The sequence below is a fragment of the Microbacterium ulmi genome (assembly GCF_011759705.1).
GTDB classification, from domain to species: domain Bacteria; phylum Actinomycetota; class Actinomycetes; order Actinomycetales; family Microbacteriaceae; genus Microbacterium; species Microbacterium ulmi.
In genome coordinates, this window is the sequence record NZ_JAAOZF010000001.1 from 694273 (window position 1) to 711805 (window position 17533).

15 protein-coding genes are annotated in these 17533 nt (G+C 72.5%); 9 read left to right on the forward strand and 6 right to left on the reverse strand.

The window, feature by feature from the left end; all coding sequences use genetic code 11:
* Positions 1–58 precede the first annotated feature (58 nt).
* A complete protein-coding gene (locus tag FHS08_RS03320; RefSeq protein ID WP_167035434.1) occupies positions 59–1762 on the reverse strand; it encodes a SulP family inorganic anion transporter in 1704 nt (567 codons plus the stop codon).
* 394 nt (positions 1763–2156) lie between these two features.
* Complete coding sequence (proC, locus tag FHS08_RS03325; RefSeq protein WP_167035436.1) at positions 2157–2999, reverse strand: pyrroline-5-carboxylate reductase; 843 nt, start codon at positions 2997–2999, stop codon at positions 2157–2159.
* A 126-nt stretch (positions 3000–3125) separates the two neighbouring features.
* Here proC and FHS08_RS03330 point away from each other — a divergent pair, with 126 nt between their 5' ends.
* The 4 genes from FHS08_RS03330 to FHS08_RS03345 all read left to right on the forward strand — a co-directional run bounded on the left by FHS08_RS03330 (position 3126) and on the right by FHS08_RS03345 (position 6977).
* On the forward strand, positions 3126–3785 hold the full coding sequence (locus FHS08_RS03330) for an SRPBCC family protein (protein WP_167035438.1): 660 nt from the start codon (positions 3126–3128) through the stop codon (positions 3783–3785).
* A 103-nt stretch (positions 3786–3888) separates the two neighbouring features.
* Entirely contained in the window at positions 3889–5001 is a 1113-nt protein-coding gene (locus FHS08_RS03335) for an alpha/beta hydrolase (RefSeq protein ID WP_167035440.1), read from the forward strand.
* 69 nt (positions 5002–5070) lie between these two features.
* A complete protein-coding gene (locus tag FHS08_RS03340; protein ID WP_167035442.1) occupies positions 5071–6033 on the forward strand; it encodes a cation diffusion facilitator family transporter in 963 nt (320 codons plus the stop codon).
* Between the two features lie 14 nt (positions 6034–6047).
* The gene (locus FHS08_RS03345) at positions 6048–6977 is read left to right on the forward strand and encodes a TIGR03560 family F420-dependent LLM class oxidoreductase (RefSeq protein WP_167035444.1); all 930 of its coding nucleotides are present in this window, start codon (positions 6048–6050) and stop codon (positions 6975–6977) included.
* 13 nt (positions 6978–6990) lie between these two features.
* On the opposite strand, the gene FHS08_RS03350 is transcribed toward FHS08_RS03345, so the two are convergent.
* Positions 6991–7422, reverse strand: coding sequence for a nucleoside deaminase (locus tag FHS08_RS03350; RefSeq protein ID WP_167039562.1), 432 nt, complete (start codon positions 7420–7422; stop codon positions 6991–6993).
* Between the two features lie 86 nt (positions 7423–7508).
* Here FHS08_RS03350 and FHS08_RS03355 point away from each other — a divergent pair, with 86 nt between their 5' ends.
* The 5 genes from FHS08_RS03355 to upp all read left to right on the forward strand — a co-directional run bounded on the left by FHS08_RS03355 (position 7509) and on the right by upp (position 11310).
* Positions 7509–7832 (forward strand): type VII secretion target, encoded by a 324-nt coding sequence (locus FHS08_RS03355; protein WP_167035446.1) that lies wholly within the window; start codon positions 7509–7511, stop codon positions 7830–7832.
* The gene (locus tag FHS08_RS03360; protein WP_167035448.1) at positions 7829–9157 is read left to right on the forward strand and encodes a hypothetical protein; all 1329 of its coding nucleotides are present in this window, start codon (positions 7829–7831) and stop codon (positions 9155–9157) included. The genes FHS08_RS03355 and FHS08_RS03360 overlap by 4 nt, the downstream gene beginning before the upstream one ends.
* Before the next feature lies 1 nt (position 9158).
* Positions 9159–9518 carry a hypothetical protein gene (locus tag FHS08_RS03365; protein WP_167035449.1) on the forward strand — a complete coding sequence of 120 codons (360 nt, stop codon included), beginning with the start codon at positions 9159–9161 and terminating at the stop codon, positions 9516–9518.
* A gap of 61 nt (positions 9519–9579) precedes the next feature.
* The gene (locus FHS08_RS03370) at positions 9580–10668 is read left to right on the forward strand and encodes a hypothetical protein (protein WP_167035451.1); all 1089 of its coding nucleotides are present in this window, start codon (positions 9580–9582) and stop codon (positions 10666–10668) included.
* Positions 10669–10677: 9 nt separating this feature from the next.
* The gene (upp, locus tag FHS08_RS03375) at positions 10678–11310 is read left to right on the forward strand and encodes a uracil phosphoribosyltransferase (RefSeq protein WP_167035453.1); all 633 of its coding nucleotides are present in this window, start codon (positions 10678–10680) and stop codon (positions 11308–11310) included.
* Between the two features lie 431 nt (positions 11311–11741).
* Here upp and FHS08_RS03380 read toward each other — a convergent pair whose 3' ends face one another.
* From FHS08_RS03380 to FHS08_RS03385, 3 genes are all read right to left on the reverse strand, one after another.
* Positions 11742–13007 (reverse strand): type III PLP-dependent enzyme, encoded by a 1266-nt coding sequence (locus tag FHS08_RS03380; protein WP_341800295.1) that lies wholly within the window; start codon positions 13005–13007, stop codon positions 11742–11744.
* Positions 13004–13573 (reverse strand): hypothetical protein, encoded by a 570-nt coding sequence (locus FHS08_RS16740; protein WP_243847209.1) that lies wholly within the window; start codon positions 13571–13573, stop codon positions 13004–13006. Before FHS08_RS16740 ends, FHS08_RS03380 begins: the two co-directional genes overlap by 4 nt.
* A 212-nt stretch (positions 13574–13785) precedes the next feature.
* The gene (locus FHS08_RS03385; RefSeq protein ID WP_167039564.1) at positions 13786–17376 is read right to left on the reverse strand and encodes a TM0106 family RecB-like putative nuclease; all 3591 of its coding nucleotides are present in this window, start codon (positions 17374–17376) and stop codon (positions 13786–13788) included.
* Positions 17377–17533: the final 157 nt, after the last annotated feature.

The window sequence follows — 17533 nt, forward strand, 5'->3', positions numbered from 1 at the left end:
AGTCGGAGCACGCCCCACGTCATGTCGCCGGCGTCAGCGGCCTCCTGGCCCGCGACAGCTAGCCGCGTCCGGGGTTCGGAGAGTCCGGCTCGATGTCGGTGCGGAACTCGCCCGTGATCGCATCGACGGCCGCCCCGACGGTCGGCGCGAACCGATCAGGCCCGAAGCGCTCGCCGAGTCCGTAGCGGCGCAGCTGGTCCTTCACAGGTCCCTTCATCTCGGCGATCACGAGCCGGATGCCGCGAGCGGCGAGCGTGTCGTCGAGCTCGACGAGCTCGTCGACGGCGGTCGTGTCGATATCGGTGATGGGCTCGGCGGCGAGGATCACGGTGTGCACGTCGCGGGGCGCCGCGGCCACGACCGAGCGCACGTAGTCGTCGAACAGTCCGCCGTTCGCGAAGAAGAGGGGCGCGTCGAACCGGACGATGACGGCTCCCGGCACGCGCTCGCCCTCGGGATGGCGCGAGAGGTCGTGGTATCCCCGCACGCCCGCGACGCGGCCGAGCTCCGCGCGGTACGGCCGCCAGGCCTGGTTCACGAACGCGACGAGCGACAGGGCGATCGCCACGAGGATGCCCTCGAGAACCCCCCACAGCACGACGCCCAGGAACGCCGCGATCGAGAGCACGCCGTCGACGGCCGACATCCGGATGAGACGCAGCGTGCCCGGCACGTCGATGAGGCTCGCCGCGGCCACGATGACGACCGCCGCGAGCGTCGCCGACGGCAGGTACGCCGTCACGCCCGGCGCGAGCAGCATGAACGCGAGCACGAGCAGCGCGCCGACGACTCCCGTCAGCTGCGTGCGGGCGCCGGCCTGCTCGGCGACGGGTGTGCGGGAGGACGAACCCGAGATCGGGAAGCCGCCCAGGAGCCCGGATGCCGCGTTGCTGATGCCGATCGCCGCCATCTCCCGGCTGCCGCTCACGCTGCGACCGTGCCGCGCCGCGAACGTGCGCGAGAGCACTCCGGTGTCGGCGAACGCGATGAGCGCGATGCCGAGAGCGGGGCCCGCGAGAGCCGCGACATCGCTCCACGCGAGGCCGCCGAGCGCCGGCGCCGGAAGCCCCTGAGGCAGTGCGCCCACCACGGGGACGTCGTCGGCGAGGCCCGCGAGCCACGCGACGAGCATCGACCCTGCGACGGCTGCGAGCACTCCGGGGACGCGAGAGCGCACGAGCCGGAACACGACGATCACGGCCAGGCTCGCGGCGCCGAACGCGACGGCGATCAGATCGGTCTCCGAGAGGCTCGTCGAGATCGTGACGACATCGACCACGGGGCGCCGGCTCTCGATGCCGAAGCCGAGCAGCTTCGGCGTCTGGGAGATGAGGACGACGACGGCGATGCCGTTCAGGTAGCCGACGCGGATGGGCTTGGAGAGCAGGTCGGTGACGAATCCGAGCCTGAGCACGCCCGCGAGGACGAGCACGAGGCCGACCATGATCGCGAGCAGCCCCGCGAGCGCGACGGCCCTCGCGGGGTCTCCCATCGCGAGCGGCACGACCGCCGCGGCGATGATGGGCGCGAGCGCCGAGTCGGGGCCTAGCACGAGGATGCGGCTCGGCCCCACGATCGCGTAGATCAGCAGCGGCACGATCGTGGCGTACAGCCCCGTGACGGGCGGGAGGCCTGCCGCCTCCGCGTAGCCCATGCCCGCCGGGATGAGCAGCGCCGTCAGCACGACCCCGGCCTTGAGGTCGTCGCGCAGCCACGCACGCTCGTACGAGCGCACCGTCGCGACCCCGGCGAGCCAGCTCATGCGGTCACCTTAGCGCCGGCGGCACACACGGATGCCGGGCTCAGCGCCGGACACGCACGCGGCTGCCGGGCTCAGCCCCGCACATGCAGCAGGATGCCGGGCTCAGCGTGGGACACGCAGGAGGATGCCGGGCTCAGCGCCGCACACGCACGCGGATGCCGGGCTCAGCGCCGGACACCCACGCGGATGCCGGGCTCAGCGCCGCACACGCAGGAGGATGCCGGGCTCAGCGCCGCACACGCACGAGGACGCCAGGCCCACACACACACACGGACACCAGACCCACTGCCGCACACGCGCACGCACGCCAGGCCCACCGCCGGGCATCCGCGGCCTCGGGCCGTCGCGCACGCTGTGCGGGCGGGCGGGCGGGCGGGCGAAGCGGAGGGGATCGTCAGGCGCCGGCAGCGAGCTCCCGCGCACGGGCGAGCGCGGCATCCGTCGCCGACTCGAACACGACGTCGAGGCGCGCCGCGTGCAGCACGGAGATCGCGCGCTCGGTCGTTCCTCCGGGGCTCGTGACGCGGCGACGCAGCTCGGCGGGGTCCTCCCCCGTCGCGTCGAGGAGCGCTGCCGCCCCGATGAAGGTCTGCTCGGCCATGAGACGCGCCTCCGGCTCGGAGAAGCCCTTGCCGATCGCCGCCTTCGTGAGCTCCTCGATCAGCAGGAAGACGTAGGCGGGACCCGATCCCGAGATCGTCGAGAGCGCGTCGATCTTCGACTCGGGCAGCTCGATGACCGCGCCGCACGTCTCGAACAGGGCTCGGGCGATCGCGACGTCCGCGGCGGTGGCCGTCGAGCCGGCGGCCAGGCCCGTGACGGCCTTGCCGACGACCGCGGGTGTGTTCGGCATAGAGCGCAGCACAGGGATGCCGGGACCGAGGATCCCCTCGAACGTCGCGATCGTGACCCCCGCCGCGAGGCTCACGACGATCGTCCCGGGGCGCAGCGCAGACGCGATCTCGCGCAGGAGGTCGGGCACCATCGCCGGCTTGACGCCGACGAGGACGACACCCGCGGCGCCCGCGGCATCCGTGTTCCCCGTCGGGTGCGTCTCCAGCGCGATGCTCGTCACGTCGCGCAGCTGCGCGAGCTCGGCGGCCTTCGCGGCCGTGCGGTTCGTCGCCGTCACGCCGTCGACGGCGAGACCGGAGCGGACGAGCCCCTGCAGGATCGCCCCGCCCATCGAGCCGGCTCCGAGGATCGCGACGGGGGGCAGGGACGTGGTGGCGGGCATGCCGCCATACTACGAGCGTCCCTCCGGACGTCCAGGACACGCGACTCCGCCGCCGTCGTCGGCGGCATGTCCTGGACACTCGGCCGAGATCGGGGTTGGCTGTACGACGAGCCCGGGAGGTCGGCCATGGTGGACGTGAACGCTCAGCTCGACGCGGTGACCCGCGAGCTGTGGACGGAGGACCTCGACGGCGAGGACTCGCGCGTGCAGACGCTCGCACAGGTGCATCCGCGTCCCATCGACGATGTGTGGGATGCCGTGACCGCCGCCGAGCGCATCCCGCGCTGGTTCCTGCCCGTATCGGGGGAGCTGAGGCTCGGCGGGCGCTATCAGCTCGCCGGCAACGCGGGCGGCGAGATCCTCGAGTGCGCGCCGCCCGCAGGCGGGGTCGCCCACTTCCGCGCGACGTGGGAGTTCGGCGGCGGCACGTCGTGGGTCGAGGTGGCCCTGAGATCGACCGGGGCCGGCACGCGCTTCGAACTGACGCACATCGCGCGGGTCGACGACGTTCCCGCCGAGTTCTGGGACGCATACGGGCCGGGGGCGACGGGGGTCGGCTGGGACCAGGCCGTGCTCGGGCTCGCGCTGCACCTCGCGGGCGACGCGAGCATCCCTCCCGACGCCGCCGAGGCATGGATGGTCAGCGACGAGGGCAAGGCGTTCGCGCGCGCGTCGGCGGATGCCTGGGCGGCGGCGGACGTCGCATCGGGGACGGATGCCGCGGCCGCCGCGCGCGCCGCCGACGCGACGTTCGCGTTCTACACGGGCCAGACTCGGGGCATGTGATCCCGGCGACCTGAAAGTCCGTTCAGGTCATCTCGGGGCGAGGGCTATAGTCGAGATCGGCGGGGGTGAGGGAGCCTCCGCGACGGACCCCGAAGGACGTGTCATGACCCTCTTCGACGGCATCACGAGCCGTGTGATCGAGACCCCTCGCCTCACCGTCAACGTCCTCGAGCGGGCGGGTGACGACCCCGCGACATCTCCCGACAAGACGGTCGTGCTCATCCACGGGAACGCGTCGTCGTCGCTGTTCTGGCAGGAGCTCATGCAGGACCTCCCGGGCGAGCTGCGCGTCCTCGCGATGGACCTGCGCGGATACGGCGGGACCGAGCACGCGCCGATCGATGCGACGCGAGGGCTCGGCGACTTCAGCGACGATGTGCGTGCGACGCTCGCCGAGCTCGGCATCCCGTCCGCGCACCTCGTCGGCTGGTCGATGGGCGCGGGCGTCGTGCTGCAGTACGCGCTCGAGCATGCGGCGCTCAGCCTCACGCTCGAGTCGCCCGTCTCGCCGTACGGGTTCGGCGGAACACGGCGCGACGGCACGCGCCTCACCGACGACGATGCGGGCACGGGCGGCGGCACCGCGAACCTCGACTTCGTCGCACGCCTCGCCGCGGGCGACACGACGGACGAGGCGCCGACGTCGCCGCGCAGCGTCTTCCGCTCCGGATACGTCGCACCCGGGTACACGACCGCCCACGAGGACGTCTGGGTCGAGTCGATGCTCTCGACGTCGACGGCGGCGGGGAACTATCCCGGCGACAGCGTCCCGAGCGAGAACTGGCCGGGTTTCGCCGCAGGCACGGTCGGCGTGCTCAACACGATGGCTCCCGGGCACTTCGACGTGTCGGGCATCGTCGATCTCGCGCTCAAGCCGCCGATCCTGTGGGTGCACGGCGCGCTGGATCCCATCGTCTCCGACGCGTCGTTCTACGACTACAACCACCTCGGCTCGCTCGGCATCGTGCCCGGCTGGCCCGGTGCCGACGTCGCCCCCGCTCAGGAGATGGTCTCGCAGACGCGCGACGTGCTCGACGCCTACGCCGCGGCGGGCGGCGAGGTGACCGAGCTCCTCCTCGAAGACACGGGCCACACCCCGCACATCGAGCGTCCCGCCGAGTTCCGCCAGGCGCTGCTCTCGGTCATCGGGTACGTCGGACACCGGCAGGATCCCGCCCCTCCGACCGAGACGATCATCCTCCGCGCCTCCGACTGACAGCGGGATCCGGATGCCGCAGCCCGCCGCCGTGGGCGGCCGGTGCGCGGCATCCCTAAGATCGAGGCTATGAGTGCATCCGGCGGCGGCAGAGCGATCATCGCGGCGTTCCTGGCGAACATGGGCATCGCCCTCGCGAAGTTCATCGCGTGGTTCATCTCGGGCTCCGCGTCGATGCTCGCGGAGGCCATCCACTCGGTCGCCGACTCGGGCAACCAGCTCCTCCTGCTGCTCGGCGGGCGTCGTTCGCGCCGCACGGCCGACTCGGAGCATCCCTTCGGGTACGGGCGCGAGCGCTACGTCTACGCGTTCGTGGTGTCGATCATCCTCTTCTCGGTCGGCGGCCTGTTCTCGATCTACGAGGGCGTCGAGAAGCTCACGAACCCGCACGAGCTGACGAACTTCTGGATCCCGATCATCGTGCTCGTCGTCGCGATCGGGCTCGAGTCGTTCTCGCTGCGCACGGCGGTCAAGGAGTCGAACCACCTCCGCAAGAAGGGCGAGACGTGGATCGCGTTCGTGCGGCACGCGAAGGCGCCCGAGCTGCCCGTCGTCCTGCTGGAGGACATCGCGGCGCTCACGGGCCTCGTCTTCGCCCTGTTCGGCGTCGGCATGACCGCGATCACGCACGAGCCCATCTGGGACGCCATCGGCACGCTCATGATCGGCACTCTGCTGATCCTCGTGGCGGTCACCCTCGGCGTGGAGACGAAGAGCCTGCTCGTCGGCGAGGGAGCGAACGACGCCGACCACGAGGCGATCGTCTCGGCGATCGAGTCCGGAGCCGAGATCGAGAAGCTCATCCACATCAAGACGCTCTACCTCGGACCCGACGAGCTCCTCGTCGCCGCGAAGCTGGGCTTCCCGTACGACAAGCCGCTCGGCGAGGTCGCAGCCGACATCGATGCGATCGAGCAGCGCGTGCGCGCGGCGGTCCCCACCGCGAGGGTCATCTACTTCGAGCCCGACATCTACAGGCCCGACGGGCCCCTCCCGCCGACCGAGACCATCGTCCTCAAGTCGTCCGACTGAGGGCGAGAGCTGCTGTGGAGTACTGCGTCTTCGTCGAGCCGCAGCTCGGCGCGAGCTACGACGACCAGCTGACGTTCGCACGCGCCGCGGAGCGGCTCGGCTTCGACGGCTTCTTCCGCTCGGATCACTTCGACCGTCCCGGCGGCTCTCCCGCACTCCCAGGCCCGACAGACTCGTGGACGACTCTCGCGGGGCTCGCGCGGGAGACCTCGCGCATCCGCCTGGGAACCCTCGTCTCGTCCATGACGTTCCGCCACCCGGGCGTGCTCGCCGTCGAGGCGGCGCAGGTCGACGCGATGTCCGGCGGTCGCGTCGAGCTCGGCCTCGGCGCGGGCTGGATGGCGCAGGAGCACCGGGCCTACGGCATCCCGTTCCCCGAGAAGCGGTTCGGGATGCTGGAGGAGCAGCTCGCGATCATCACGGGGCTGTGGCGGACCCCCGCCGACGAGAGGTTCTCGTTCGAGGGCGCGCACTACCGGCTCGAGGACTCCCCCGCCCTCCCGAAGCCCGTGCAGGAGCGCGTGCCCGTCATCGTGGGCGGCGGCGGCCCTCGCCGCACGCCCGAGCTGGCGGCGCGCTACGCGACCGAGTTCAACCTCGGATTCCCCTCCCTCGCGCAGATCCCCGAGCGCCTCGAGAACCTCCGCGCGGCGTGCGACCGCGTCGGACGCAACCCCGGCTCGCTCACGCTGTCGCTCGCCATGACGACCGTCGCGGGCGGCGACGATGACACGCTCCGGCGCCGTGCGGCCCACGTCGGCCGCACGCTCGAGGAGGTGCGCGACGGCGTGAACATCGTCGGCGGCGCGGACGAGATCGCCGAGCGGATCGACGCCTACGCGTCCTTCGGCATCCGTCGCGTGTACTTCCAGCTCCTGGACCTCCAGGATGCCGAGCACGTCGAGTTCCTGGGCGCGGAGGTGCTCCCGCACCTGCCGCGGTGAGCGCCGCGCGCCGTCATCGGCGTGCGTCGAAGAACTCCTGGAGGAGAGCGGATGCCTCGGCCGCCCGGGCTCCCGCGACGACCTCGGCGCGATACGGCAGGCGACGGTCGCGCACGACGTCGTACATCGAGCCCGCCGCGCCCGCCTTCTCATCCCACGCGCCGAACACGAGCCTCGAGACCCGCGCCTGCAGGAGCGCACCCGCGCACATGAGGCACGGCTCGAGCGTCACGACGAGCGTGCAGCCCTCGAGGTTCCACCTGCCCAGCGCCTCCGCCGCCGCGCGGAGCGCCACGACCTCGGCGTGCGCCGTCGGATCGTGCGAGAGCTCGCGGAGGTTGCGGCCCTCGCCGACGATCGCGCCCGCGGCGTCCGTCACGACCGCGCCGACGGGGATGTCGCCGCCGGCCGCCGCCTCGACGGCGAGCTCCAGCGCGCGGGTCATCGCCGCGGCATCCCGATCGTCGATGTTCACAGCGTCGACATTACGGGTCGGGAGCCGCGCATAGACTCGATGAGGAGGAGGACGAGATGACCCACTTGCGCGTCGACATAGACAGGATGCGATCCGTCGGCCTCGATCTGGGCCGCATCGGCGGCGAGTTCGAGAACGCCTCGGCCACGAGCGACGGCGCGGCCGCACACGCGGGCCACGATGGCCTCGCCGACACGATCCGCTCGTTCGCCCGCTCCTGGGACGACACCCGCGAGACCATGGTCGGCGGCATCCAAGGGCTCGGCGAAGCCGCGACGACGATCGCCGATGCGTTCACGCAGACCGATTCCGACCTCGCGCGCGCCCTCACCGATCCCGCGCCCGCCCCCGCCCGCCCCGTGAATCGGGGCATGGAGTGAGGCCGGCCGACTGGTCGGCGGCGGGATTCGCCTCCGACCCGCTTCCGGGCGACCCGGCGGCGCTGCGAAACGGAGGGACGGAGTACGTGTCCATCGCGGACTCGATCAACACCACCGCCCGCCGCCTGCGCTCCCTCGGCATCGACGGGCAGCAGTCCGAGGCGGTCTTCGCGCTCGCCGACTCCGCCGGGACCGTCGCCGACGACATCGCCAAGGCCGAGGCGCGCTACCGCGAGACGGGCCACGCGCTCATCGACTACGCCGCGGCGCTCGATGCCGCCCAGTCCGAGTCGCTCGACGCTCTCCACACGGCGCAGAACGCGCGTGAGGCGGCCGACGAGGCCGCGCACGCGCAGCACCGCTACCTCTCCCTGTCGTACGGCGAAGCAGACCCGTCGACGGCTCTGCGGTACACGATGCTCAGCCAGGACGCCGGAGCCGATGCGGCGATGGCGCAGTCACGCGTCGCCGACGCCCGCGCCCGCATCCACGAGGCCCAGACCGCGCGCGACCGTGCCGCAGAGGCCGCCCGCGACCGCATCGAGAATACGACGGCGCACGACGGTCTCAAGGACTCGTGGTGGGACAACTGGGGCAAGGACGCGCTGAGCGTCGTGACGGATGTCGCGGGGTGGGTCGCGAGCGTCGCGGGCGTGCTGGCGCTCGTCGTGTCGTGGATCCCCGTCGTCGGACAGGTGCTGGCCGCGGCCCTCCTGCTCGTGGCGGGCATCGCCGCCGTCGTCAACGCGATCGGCAACGTCGTGCTCGCCTCGACGGGAGAGCGCGGCTGGACCGAGGCGATCATCAGCATCGCGGGGGCCGCGCTGTCGGTCATCGGACTGGGCGCCGCCGCGCGCGTCGTCGGGTCTGCGGCATCCGCCGCCCGCATCAACGCGCTCGCCCGCATCCAGTCCGGGTGGGCAGGCGAGGCGCTCACGGTGCGGCAGGCACTGCGCATCCGCCCGTCGGCGATGCGCGAGGCCGAGCAGCTGTGGCGAGCACCCGTCGCGGGGCCGTCGAACGGGGACGACGCCTTCCGGCTGTGGGGAGGCGGCTCGGGATCGGGCGGCGGCTCGTGGTCGGGAGCCGACCCGACGCGGCTCGCCTACCCGCGCGAGAGCCTGGGCCTTCCCGACGTCAACACGATGGAGAACCTCTCGATCGGCACCATCACGGATGCGAGCCAGGTGCAGCACGTCCGGCACGCCCTCCCGCTCGACGGCATGCCCGGCGGCGGACCCGAATGGGTGTTCCGCGGCGGAGACCCCCTCGATCCGGCCATCGGACGGGTCGTGGACTCGACGATCCCCTTCTCGGTGCCGTGACATGACGCGACTCCGTGACCGCGAGTTCCCCCACCGCCTGGCGATCGCCGCCGCCGACGAGACGTGGCAGTCGGCCGACGTCGCATCGACCGACCCCGTCCCCGGCGATGGACCCTTCAGCGGGTTCCTGCGACGTGAGGACGCCGAGGGCGTGCGCTACGCGTACTTCGGCGGGAGGACCGCCTGGGTCCAGGACTCCGGGCGCGTGACGGAGGGCTATCTCTTCGAGGTGTCGCCCGACCTCCGATCCGCCCCGCGAGGCTATCCGTCGAACGGGCGCACCTTCCGCGCACGGGGCGAGGCGATCGCGACCGACTCCCCGGAGCTTCTGCCCACGCTCTCGAAGGCCTATCGCTCATGACGGCCCGCGAGCTGCGGCGGAGCGCTCCCCGGCGCGCTCCGCGATCCGACGGGGGAAGCCGATGACCGACCTGCCCGCGCCGGAGCCCCTGAGCGTCGCCCCCTCGACGGACGTCGGCTCGGAGCGGCTCGCTGCGGCCCTCGCGGCCGCCGACGTCCCCGGGATCGGCCGCGCGCTGCGGCACGACTACGTCATCGTCCCGCTCATGCGGGGGGCGGAGGGCGAGACGCAGACGCGCGTCATCGCCGCGGACGATCCGGAGGGCGAGCGCCGCTGGGAGCTGTGCCTGTTCTCGTCGACGCAGGCGTTCAGCGACTTCCTCGCGGGCGACGCCCAGCGGGAGTTCGCGATCCGCTCGGGTGCGTCGCTCACGCCGATGCTCGAGCAGTACCGCACGCTCCTGCGGCGGGTCGTGTTCGACCCCGCCGGCCCGCATCCCGTGCGCGCCTCCGTCGAGGACGTCCTGGCGACGCTCGAGGCGACCGAGTCCGACGACGCCGTCGCGTGGATCACCTCGCCGGACGGCAGGCCCGAGTTCGGGCTTCGTCCGGGCGAGCGGGTCGTGGGGCTCGACCTCATGCTCGGCGACGACTGGGCGACGATCGACCTCGGCGATCCGGAGCGGCTGAAGAAGGATGTCGCGGCGCTCGTGAAGGCGCAGCTGCGCGGCATCCCTCAGGCGCCCGTCCTGCGCGGCCAGCTGACATCGTGGCTCACGACGACCGGCCGCCGAGCCGCTGCCGCGGGCGGACGCTCGCTCGCGTTCCTCACGCGTCGCACCGAGACCGCCGCCGCGGCCGTCTCGGTCGCGCAGTTCTGGCAGGACCTGGGGGTCGAGGGCCCGCATCTGGACGACCAGGCCGCACGGCTGAGCTCGAACCTCGAAGGCGCCGAGCTCGTGCGAGCCGAGACGGCGGCGGGACCGTTCCTGCGTCACACCCGGCGCACGATGGGGCCGCCCGAGCTCGGAGGGCCGCCCGTCTTCGTCATCGACTACTGGCTCGAGTTCCCCGATCGTCGCGGCCTCTGCCTCGTGAGCTTCTCGACGCCGCACGGCGACGCGCTCGACGCGATCCGCCGGCTCGCCGACAACGTCGTGCTCGCCGCGTCGTGGGAACTCGCGCCCGGTGCCGAGGCATCCGGCCGCTAACCTGAGCGTATGCGCCTCCACGTCGCGGACCACCCGCTCATCACGCACAAGCTCACGGTCCTGCGGGATGAGCGCACCCCGTCGCCCGTCTTCCGCCAGCTCACGGAGGAGCTCGTGACGTTGCTCGCCTACGAGGCGACACGGTCGGTGCACGTCTCGCCCGTCGAGATCCGCACACCCGTCACGACGACGACGGGCGTGCGCATCGGCGAGCCGCGACCGCTCGTCGTGCCGATCCTGCGCGCGGGCCTCGGAATGCTCGAAGGCATGGTCAAGCTCCTCCCCACGGCCGAGGTCGGGTTCCTCGGCATGGCCCGCAACGAGGTCACCCTCGAGCCCACGACGTATGCGGAGCGTCTTCCCGAAGACCTCAGCGACCGGCAGTGTTTCGTGCTCGACCCGATGCTCGCGACGGGCGGATCGCTCGGCGCCGCGATCGAGTTCCTCTTCGCGCGCGGCGCGCAGGACGTGACGGCGATCTGCATCCTCGGGGCGCCCGAGGGCGTCGCGGCGATCGAGAAGCAGGTCGGCGATCGCGAGGTGCACCTCGTGCTGGGCGCGCTCGACGAGCGGCTCAACGAGAAGGGCTACATCGTGCCGGGCCTGGGCGACGCCGGCGACCGCCTGTACGGGACGGTCTGACGGCTCTCCCTGAGGGCGACGGATGCCGCGGCCTCCCGCATGCGGCGAAGACGGGCGCTCGCGCTCACCGCTCGCCGCTGCGGCGGACGGATCGGGCACGGCGCGACGGCGACAGCCTCCGCCCGCGCTCGCGTGCGAACACGGCGGAACCGCGGCCAGAGCAGGCGTCACGCCACCGCGACGGCCTCCGGCATCCGCTCGCTCCATGAGCACGGCGGAGCCACGGGCATCACGCGACCGCCGACAGACCCCGCCCGCGCTCGCGTGCGAACACGGCGGAACCGCGGCCAGAGCAGGCGTCACGCGACGGCGACGGCCTCCGGCATCCGCTCGCTCCATGAGCGCGGCGGAGCCACGGGCATCACACGACCGCCGACAGACCCCGCCCGCGCTCGCCTGCGAACACGGCGGAACCGCGGCCGGATCAGGCGTCACGCGACGGCGACAGCCTCCGGCATCCGCTCACGCGTCGCGACGGGGCCCGTCGACGGGCCCTGGACGACGACTGCGACGGGCGTCACGGCCCGGCCGTTGAAGGACGACCCGGCCGCGATCGTGTACGCGCCCATCGCGGGGCTCGCGAGCAGGTCGCCGACGGCGAGCTCGGGCAGCAGCACTTCGCGCGCGACGACGTCGGCCGAGTCGCAGGTCGGCCCGGCGAGCGTCGCCCACCGGCGCGACTCACTGTCTGCGGCCGTCTGGCCGAGCTCGCGAAGGGCGTAGACGAGCGGGCGCACGTCGTCCGCCGTGACGCTCGAGTATGCGCCGTGCACGCCGTCATCGAGGTGGTACCAGCGGCCGTCGGCGCGCTCGGCGATGCCGACGACGCTCGTCACGAGCGCCATGGCCTCGGCCGCGAGGATCCGTCCCGGCTCGGCGATGATCCGCAGGCGACGCGCATGCGGGGCGAGCAGCGGCTCGATGACGGCTCCAAACTCCTCGATCGAGCAGACGTCCGTGTCGTACGCCACAGGAAAGCCCCCGCCGATGTCGAGGATCTCGAACCGGATGCCGAGCTCGTCCTCGAGGTGCCGCATGAGTGTCAGGGCGTCGGCGACGGCGTCGGCGAGGCGCTCGGGGTCGTCGAGCCGGCCCGTGTGGAAGCTGAAGCCCGCGACGCGCACGCCGAGCTCCCGCGCGCGGGCGACGAGCCGGCCCGCCGCGAACGGTCCGACTCCGAACTTCGCCGACGCGTCGGAGCCGCCCTGCGGGCTGCGGAACGACAGGCGCACGAGCACGCGGACGTCGGGCGCGGCATCCCGGAACTTCTCGAGCTCCGTCTCGCTGTCGACGACGAACGTGCGCACGCCCGCTGCGAGCGCGTCGGCGATCTCGGCGGGCTTCCTGACGGGATGCGTGTGGATGAGGCGTCCCGCTGCGACGCCGTGCCGGCGCACGAGGGCCAGCTCGTCGCCCGACGCCACGTCGAAGCCGCACCCCTCCTCGGCGAGCACGTCGACGACCGCGCTGTGCGGCAGCGCCGTGACGGCGTAGTGGAAGCGGACGGAGGGGAGCGCCGCGCTGAGTCGACGGTACTGCGCCCTCACGCGCTCGGGATCGAGCAGGAGGAGCGGCGTTCCGTGGAGCGCGAGGGCCGCCTGAGCAGAGTCGGTCGCCAGCAGCGCGCACAGCTCCGTGCGCCGGCGCTCCCGCAGCGACCGGATGGCGCGAAGACCGCGGCGCGTCGCGGAGATCACGGCCCCCGCTCCCCTGCGACGCGGCTCCCGCGGAGCCGGGTGCGGCGCGCTCGCGAGAACGACCCCGCCGACGCCGCGAAGACGACATCGGCGACGAGCTTGCCCGCGAGGAGCCCCCAGACGGGGTCCGAGAGGAGCCATACGCCGAGCAGGAGCGCGACGGGCCGCACGAGGAGCCGGTCGACCGCCACCGCGGTGCCGACGTGCGTACCCAGGATGCGCGCCGTGCGGTCGTCGGCGCGATGTCCGCGCGCCGACGCGTTCGGCTGGTCGAGGATGATCGTGAGCGCGAGGACGACCGTGAAGCCGATGCTCTCGCCGGCGAGCGCCGCGAGCGCGATCACGACGGGGCTCGAGGTCCAGAAGGTCGCACCGACGCCTGCGAGCACGAGTGCGGCCGTTCCGACGACCTGCGCGGGCAGATACCGGCAGATCCAGACCGCGGGACCGAGCCCGTCGGTCGGACCGGACGCGCCGTAGGCGCGGTAGGTGCCGCGGGCGCCGCGGGCGCCGTAGGCGCGGTAGGCGCCGTCAGCCAGGACGTCGAGCTCCTCGATCGTGCTCATAGTGCATCCCCCTCACCGATGCAAGAGAAGGAGGGATGCCGCGTGATACCGCGGACGTTCGCGTGGGCGGCCAGAGCGACGGGCGAGGTCTGCGCCCGCCGCTCTGGCCAGCCGCCGCGAACTCCGTCCGGACACCCCATGCGGGGATCCCAGCCGCCGCGCCGACGCGACCGGGCCGCGACCGGTCGGTCGAACGGGCCCGACCGTCACGCTCACGCGTGCTGGGCGGCGACCCGCAACCCCGATTCGGGCACTCCCTCAGCCGTCGCAGCGACGAGCCTCGCGAACCCGCTCAGCCGTGCGACGCCCTCCGGCGTACGAGGCAGGTCGTCGAGCAGGCCCGGCGAGTACACGACGTACGCCGTGTGCATCGCGCGGGAGATGGCGACGTTGAGGCGATTGCGCAGCAGGAGGAACTCGAGGCCCCTCGGGGCATCCCTCCCGCTCGATGCGGCCAGCGACACGATCGCGACGGCCGCCTCCTGGCCCTGGAATTTGTCGACCGTCCCCACCCGCACGTCCGCGAACCCGGCGTCCGCGAGGGCATCCTCGACGATAACCTGCTGCGCGTTGTACGGCGTCACGACGATGACATCGCCCTGATCGAGCGGCCGCGGCGCGCACGGACTCGTGAGACCCGCGTCATCCGTCGCGATGTCGTGCCACGCCCGGCCGAGCAGGTCGCGCACGATCGCCACGACCGCGGCGGCCTCTTCCGGCGACTGGGTCGCGTTGCCGCGATGCCGGACCTGTACGGGAACGAGACCCGGGGCGATGCCGTCGAGCCGGCGGAGCGCCGTCGACGTGTGCGAAGCGAGCTCGCCGCCGTACGACAACGTCGAGACGGTCTGCGCGACGGCAGGGTGCATGCGCCACGTGCGCGCCAGGAAGTACCCCATCTCGGGCGGGACCACGTCGGCCCCGTCCATGACCCATCCGAGAGCAGACGTGTCGACGGGCTCGGGATGCGTGCCCTGACTCACCTGCGGCAGCTGCTGCGGATCTCCGAGGAGGAGCAGCCGGGAAGCCGCGAGCGAGACGGCGATCGTCGACGCGAGCGAGAACTGGCCCGCCTCGTCGATGACGAGGAGATCGAGGCTCTCGCGCGGGACGCGTCCCTCATGGGCGAAGTCCCACGCCGTGCCTCCGACGACGTAGCCCTCCGGATGCTCCTCGGCGAACGCGGGAACCCCGTCCTTCGAGATGACGGTGAACACAGGCACCTCGGTCGAACGCGCCTTGAGAGCCTTCGCGATCTGCACGGGGGGCACGCCCGCCGCCACGATCCGCTCGAGCATGTGCTCGACGACGGCATGGGACTGGGCGACGACGCCCACCCTGAACCCGTGCTCGCGCACGAGCTTCGCGACGACGTGGGATCCGACGTACGTCTTGCCCGTCCCAGGAGGCCCCTGCACGGCGAGATAGCTGCGATCGAGGTCGAGCAGAGAGCGCACGATGGCGTCGATGTCGTCGCCGTCGCGCGCGGCGAGTCGCCCGGAGCGCGTGCGCGGGGCGCGGCGGAGCAGGATGTCGGAGGCCGGCCCCGCGGGGAACTCGGGCGACGCCGAGATGACCGAGTCCGCCCACGCGTCGATGGCGGCCTGCTGCCTGCCTGCGCTCGGCGGCGCGGCGGGCGTCAGCACGAGCGGCAGCTCGGACCACGTGACGCCGTCGACCGCCGTCTCTTCGACGACGGCGCCGTCGTCGAGCACCTCGACGACCGTGACGGAGCGGAAGGAGTGGATCCACCGGGGCGACGCCTCGAACGGGTACGGGGCGGGCAGCTCGTAGAGGGCGAACGGGTTGGACCCCTCGCTCAGGCGCGTGCCCGGCGCGACCTCGCCGTGCAGCTCGATGCGGCGCCGCTCGCCTCCGCGACCGGACTCGGCGAAGTGCCAGTCCTCGACGACGCGACTGCGCGCGGGATCTGTCACGACGACGTCACGCACCTCGTCCCACACCGAGAGCGGTTCGCGCAGACGCAGGAAGTGGGACGCCCAGAAGGTCTTGGCCTCACGCGGGTAGTAGTCGATCGCGGCGGATCCGAGCCGCAGCGCCATGGCCTGCGCGGACTCGTCGGGGAGCTCACGCGCGAGGGCCGACAGAGCGAGCGCCCGCGCCGACGGCTCGTACGCGCGCTCGTCGGGCTCGGGCTCGCGCGACGGCAGGAGCCCCGCCTCGCGAGCGCGCTCGACGAGCCAGTCCCGCAAGCGACGGGTCGAGACGCAGTCGTAGCGGTTGTAGTCCGCGAGATCGTCGAGGATCGCCCGTCCGCCCTCGGCGTCGCCGCCCTCTTCGAGCGCGCGGGCCTGCACGTACTTGACGATCGAGTCGTCGCCTCTCTGCACGTCGCTCGTGCGCACGTCGGCGCCCATGTAGAGCGGTTCGAGCTTCTTGATCGAGTACGAGCGCGACCCGACCCGCAGCGCGCGCCGCACGATCGGATACAGGTCGACGAACACTCCGTCGCGCAGCAGCCGATCGATGTCGGCTTCGCGCGTGCCGTGCCGGGCGGCCATCGCGAGCAGGTGCGAGGGCTCGTACGGGGCGTAGTGGTAGATGTGCATGCCGGGATGCTGCAGCCTGCGCAGATTCACGATGTCGACGAACGCCTCGAGCGCCGCGCGCTCCTGCGCGAAGTCGTGCGCCCACAGCGCCGTGTACCGCTCGTCCGTGTCGACCCACCCGAAGAGGTAGTCGATGCCCCAGTCGACACGGGCCCCGAGCTGCGGTGTCTCGGTGTAGAGCGGATCTCCCTCGAAGTCGAAGAAGATGTCGCCGAGGTCGGGCCGAGGCAGCGCGCCGATCGCCTTGGGGGCGACGACTTCGTAGGTCGGCACGGCGGGCGCGGCATCCGCCGGCGTGTCGTCGCCCGTCGACGGGACGCCCAGTCCCGCGGGGCTCGACAGCTGAAGGCGCGCCTGCGTCCGCAGACTCGCGAAGACGTCGGCGTTCATGCCTGCCGGAGGCGCCGATGCGACGGCGAGACCGTCGATCGTCTCGATGCCCGCAGCACGGAGCCGATGCCGCTGCACGGGCCGCACGCCCGCGACGAGCAGCAGGTCGCGGGATGCCACGACCTCGGCGTCGCACGTCGCACACCGCCCGCAGGCCACGACTGCGAGGTCTCCACGCTCATCGCCCCACGCGATGGCCCGGCCCGCCGCACGCAGATCGAGCCGCCGGTCGGCGGCGAGCGCACGCAGTCGCGCACGCCTCAGCTCGAACACGGGCAGGAGGTCGTCGACCGCGTGCGTGCTCACGGTGCCGTCGCCGAGGAGCAGCTCGACACGGTCTGAACGAGGCACCCCCAGCCGATCGAGCTGATCGACGTATGCTGCGAGCTGCATGAGCGCGGTCACGCGCGCGTGGCGCGCGAGCTTCGTGTCCTGCACGATCCAGCGACCGTGCTCGTCGCGCACGAGGAAGTCGGCGAAGCCGACGAACTCGGCGGTCGCGAACGTCGCCTGATACACGACGGCGGCGTCCGATGCGAGGGCGGCGTTCGTCGCCGCGACCGACGCCGCGAGGGCTGCGGCATCCGCCGACGAGGTCTCGGGAAGCTCGACGACCTGATCGCCGAACTCAGCGCGGTACCGCTCGAGCACGCGCTTCTCGTGCGCGTATCCGAGCGTGCCCGCGCGCATGAGCGTGGGATCGTCGGGCTCGATGACGGCCGGCACGCGCCCGAGCTTCGCGTCGATCGCGCGCAGCCACGCGAACTCGCACTCCGCGGCCGCCTTGAGGTCGCTCGCGCTCCATACGAGCCTCGGCTCGCCCCCGTCGTCGATGATCCGCATGATCCCCTTCCCCTCCACGACGATAGCCGTCACCCCCGACACCCCTCGCTCTCCCCATTCCTCTCCCGCTTCCTCTCCCGCTCCCGTCCCGCGCCCCTTCCCGCTCCCCGCTCCCACTGCCCAGGCTCCCCGCGGCGGACTCGCCGGGTACCCCGGA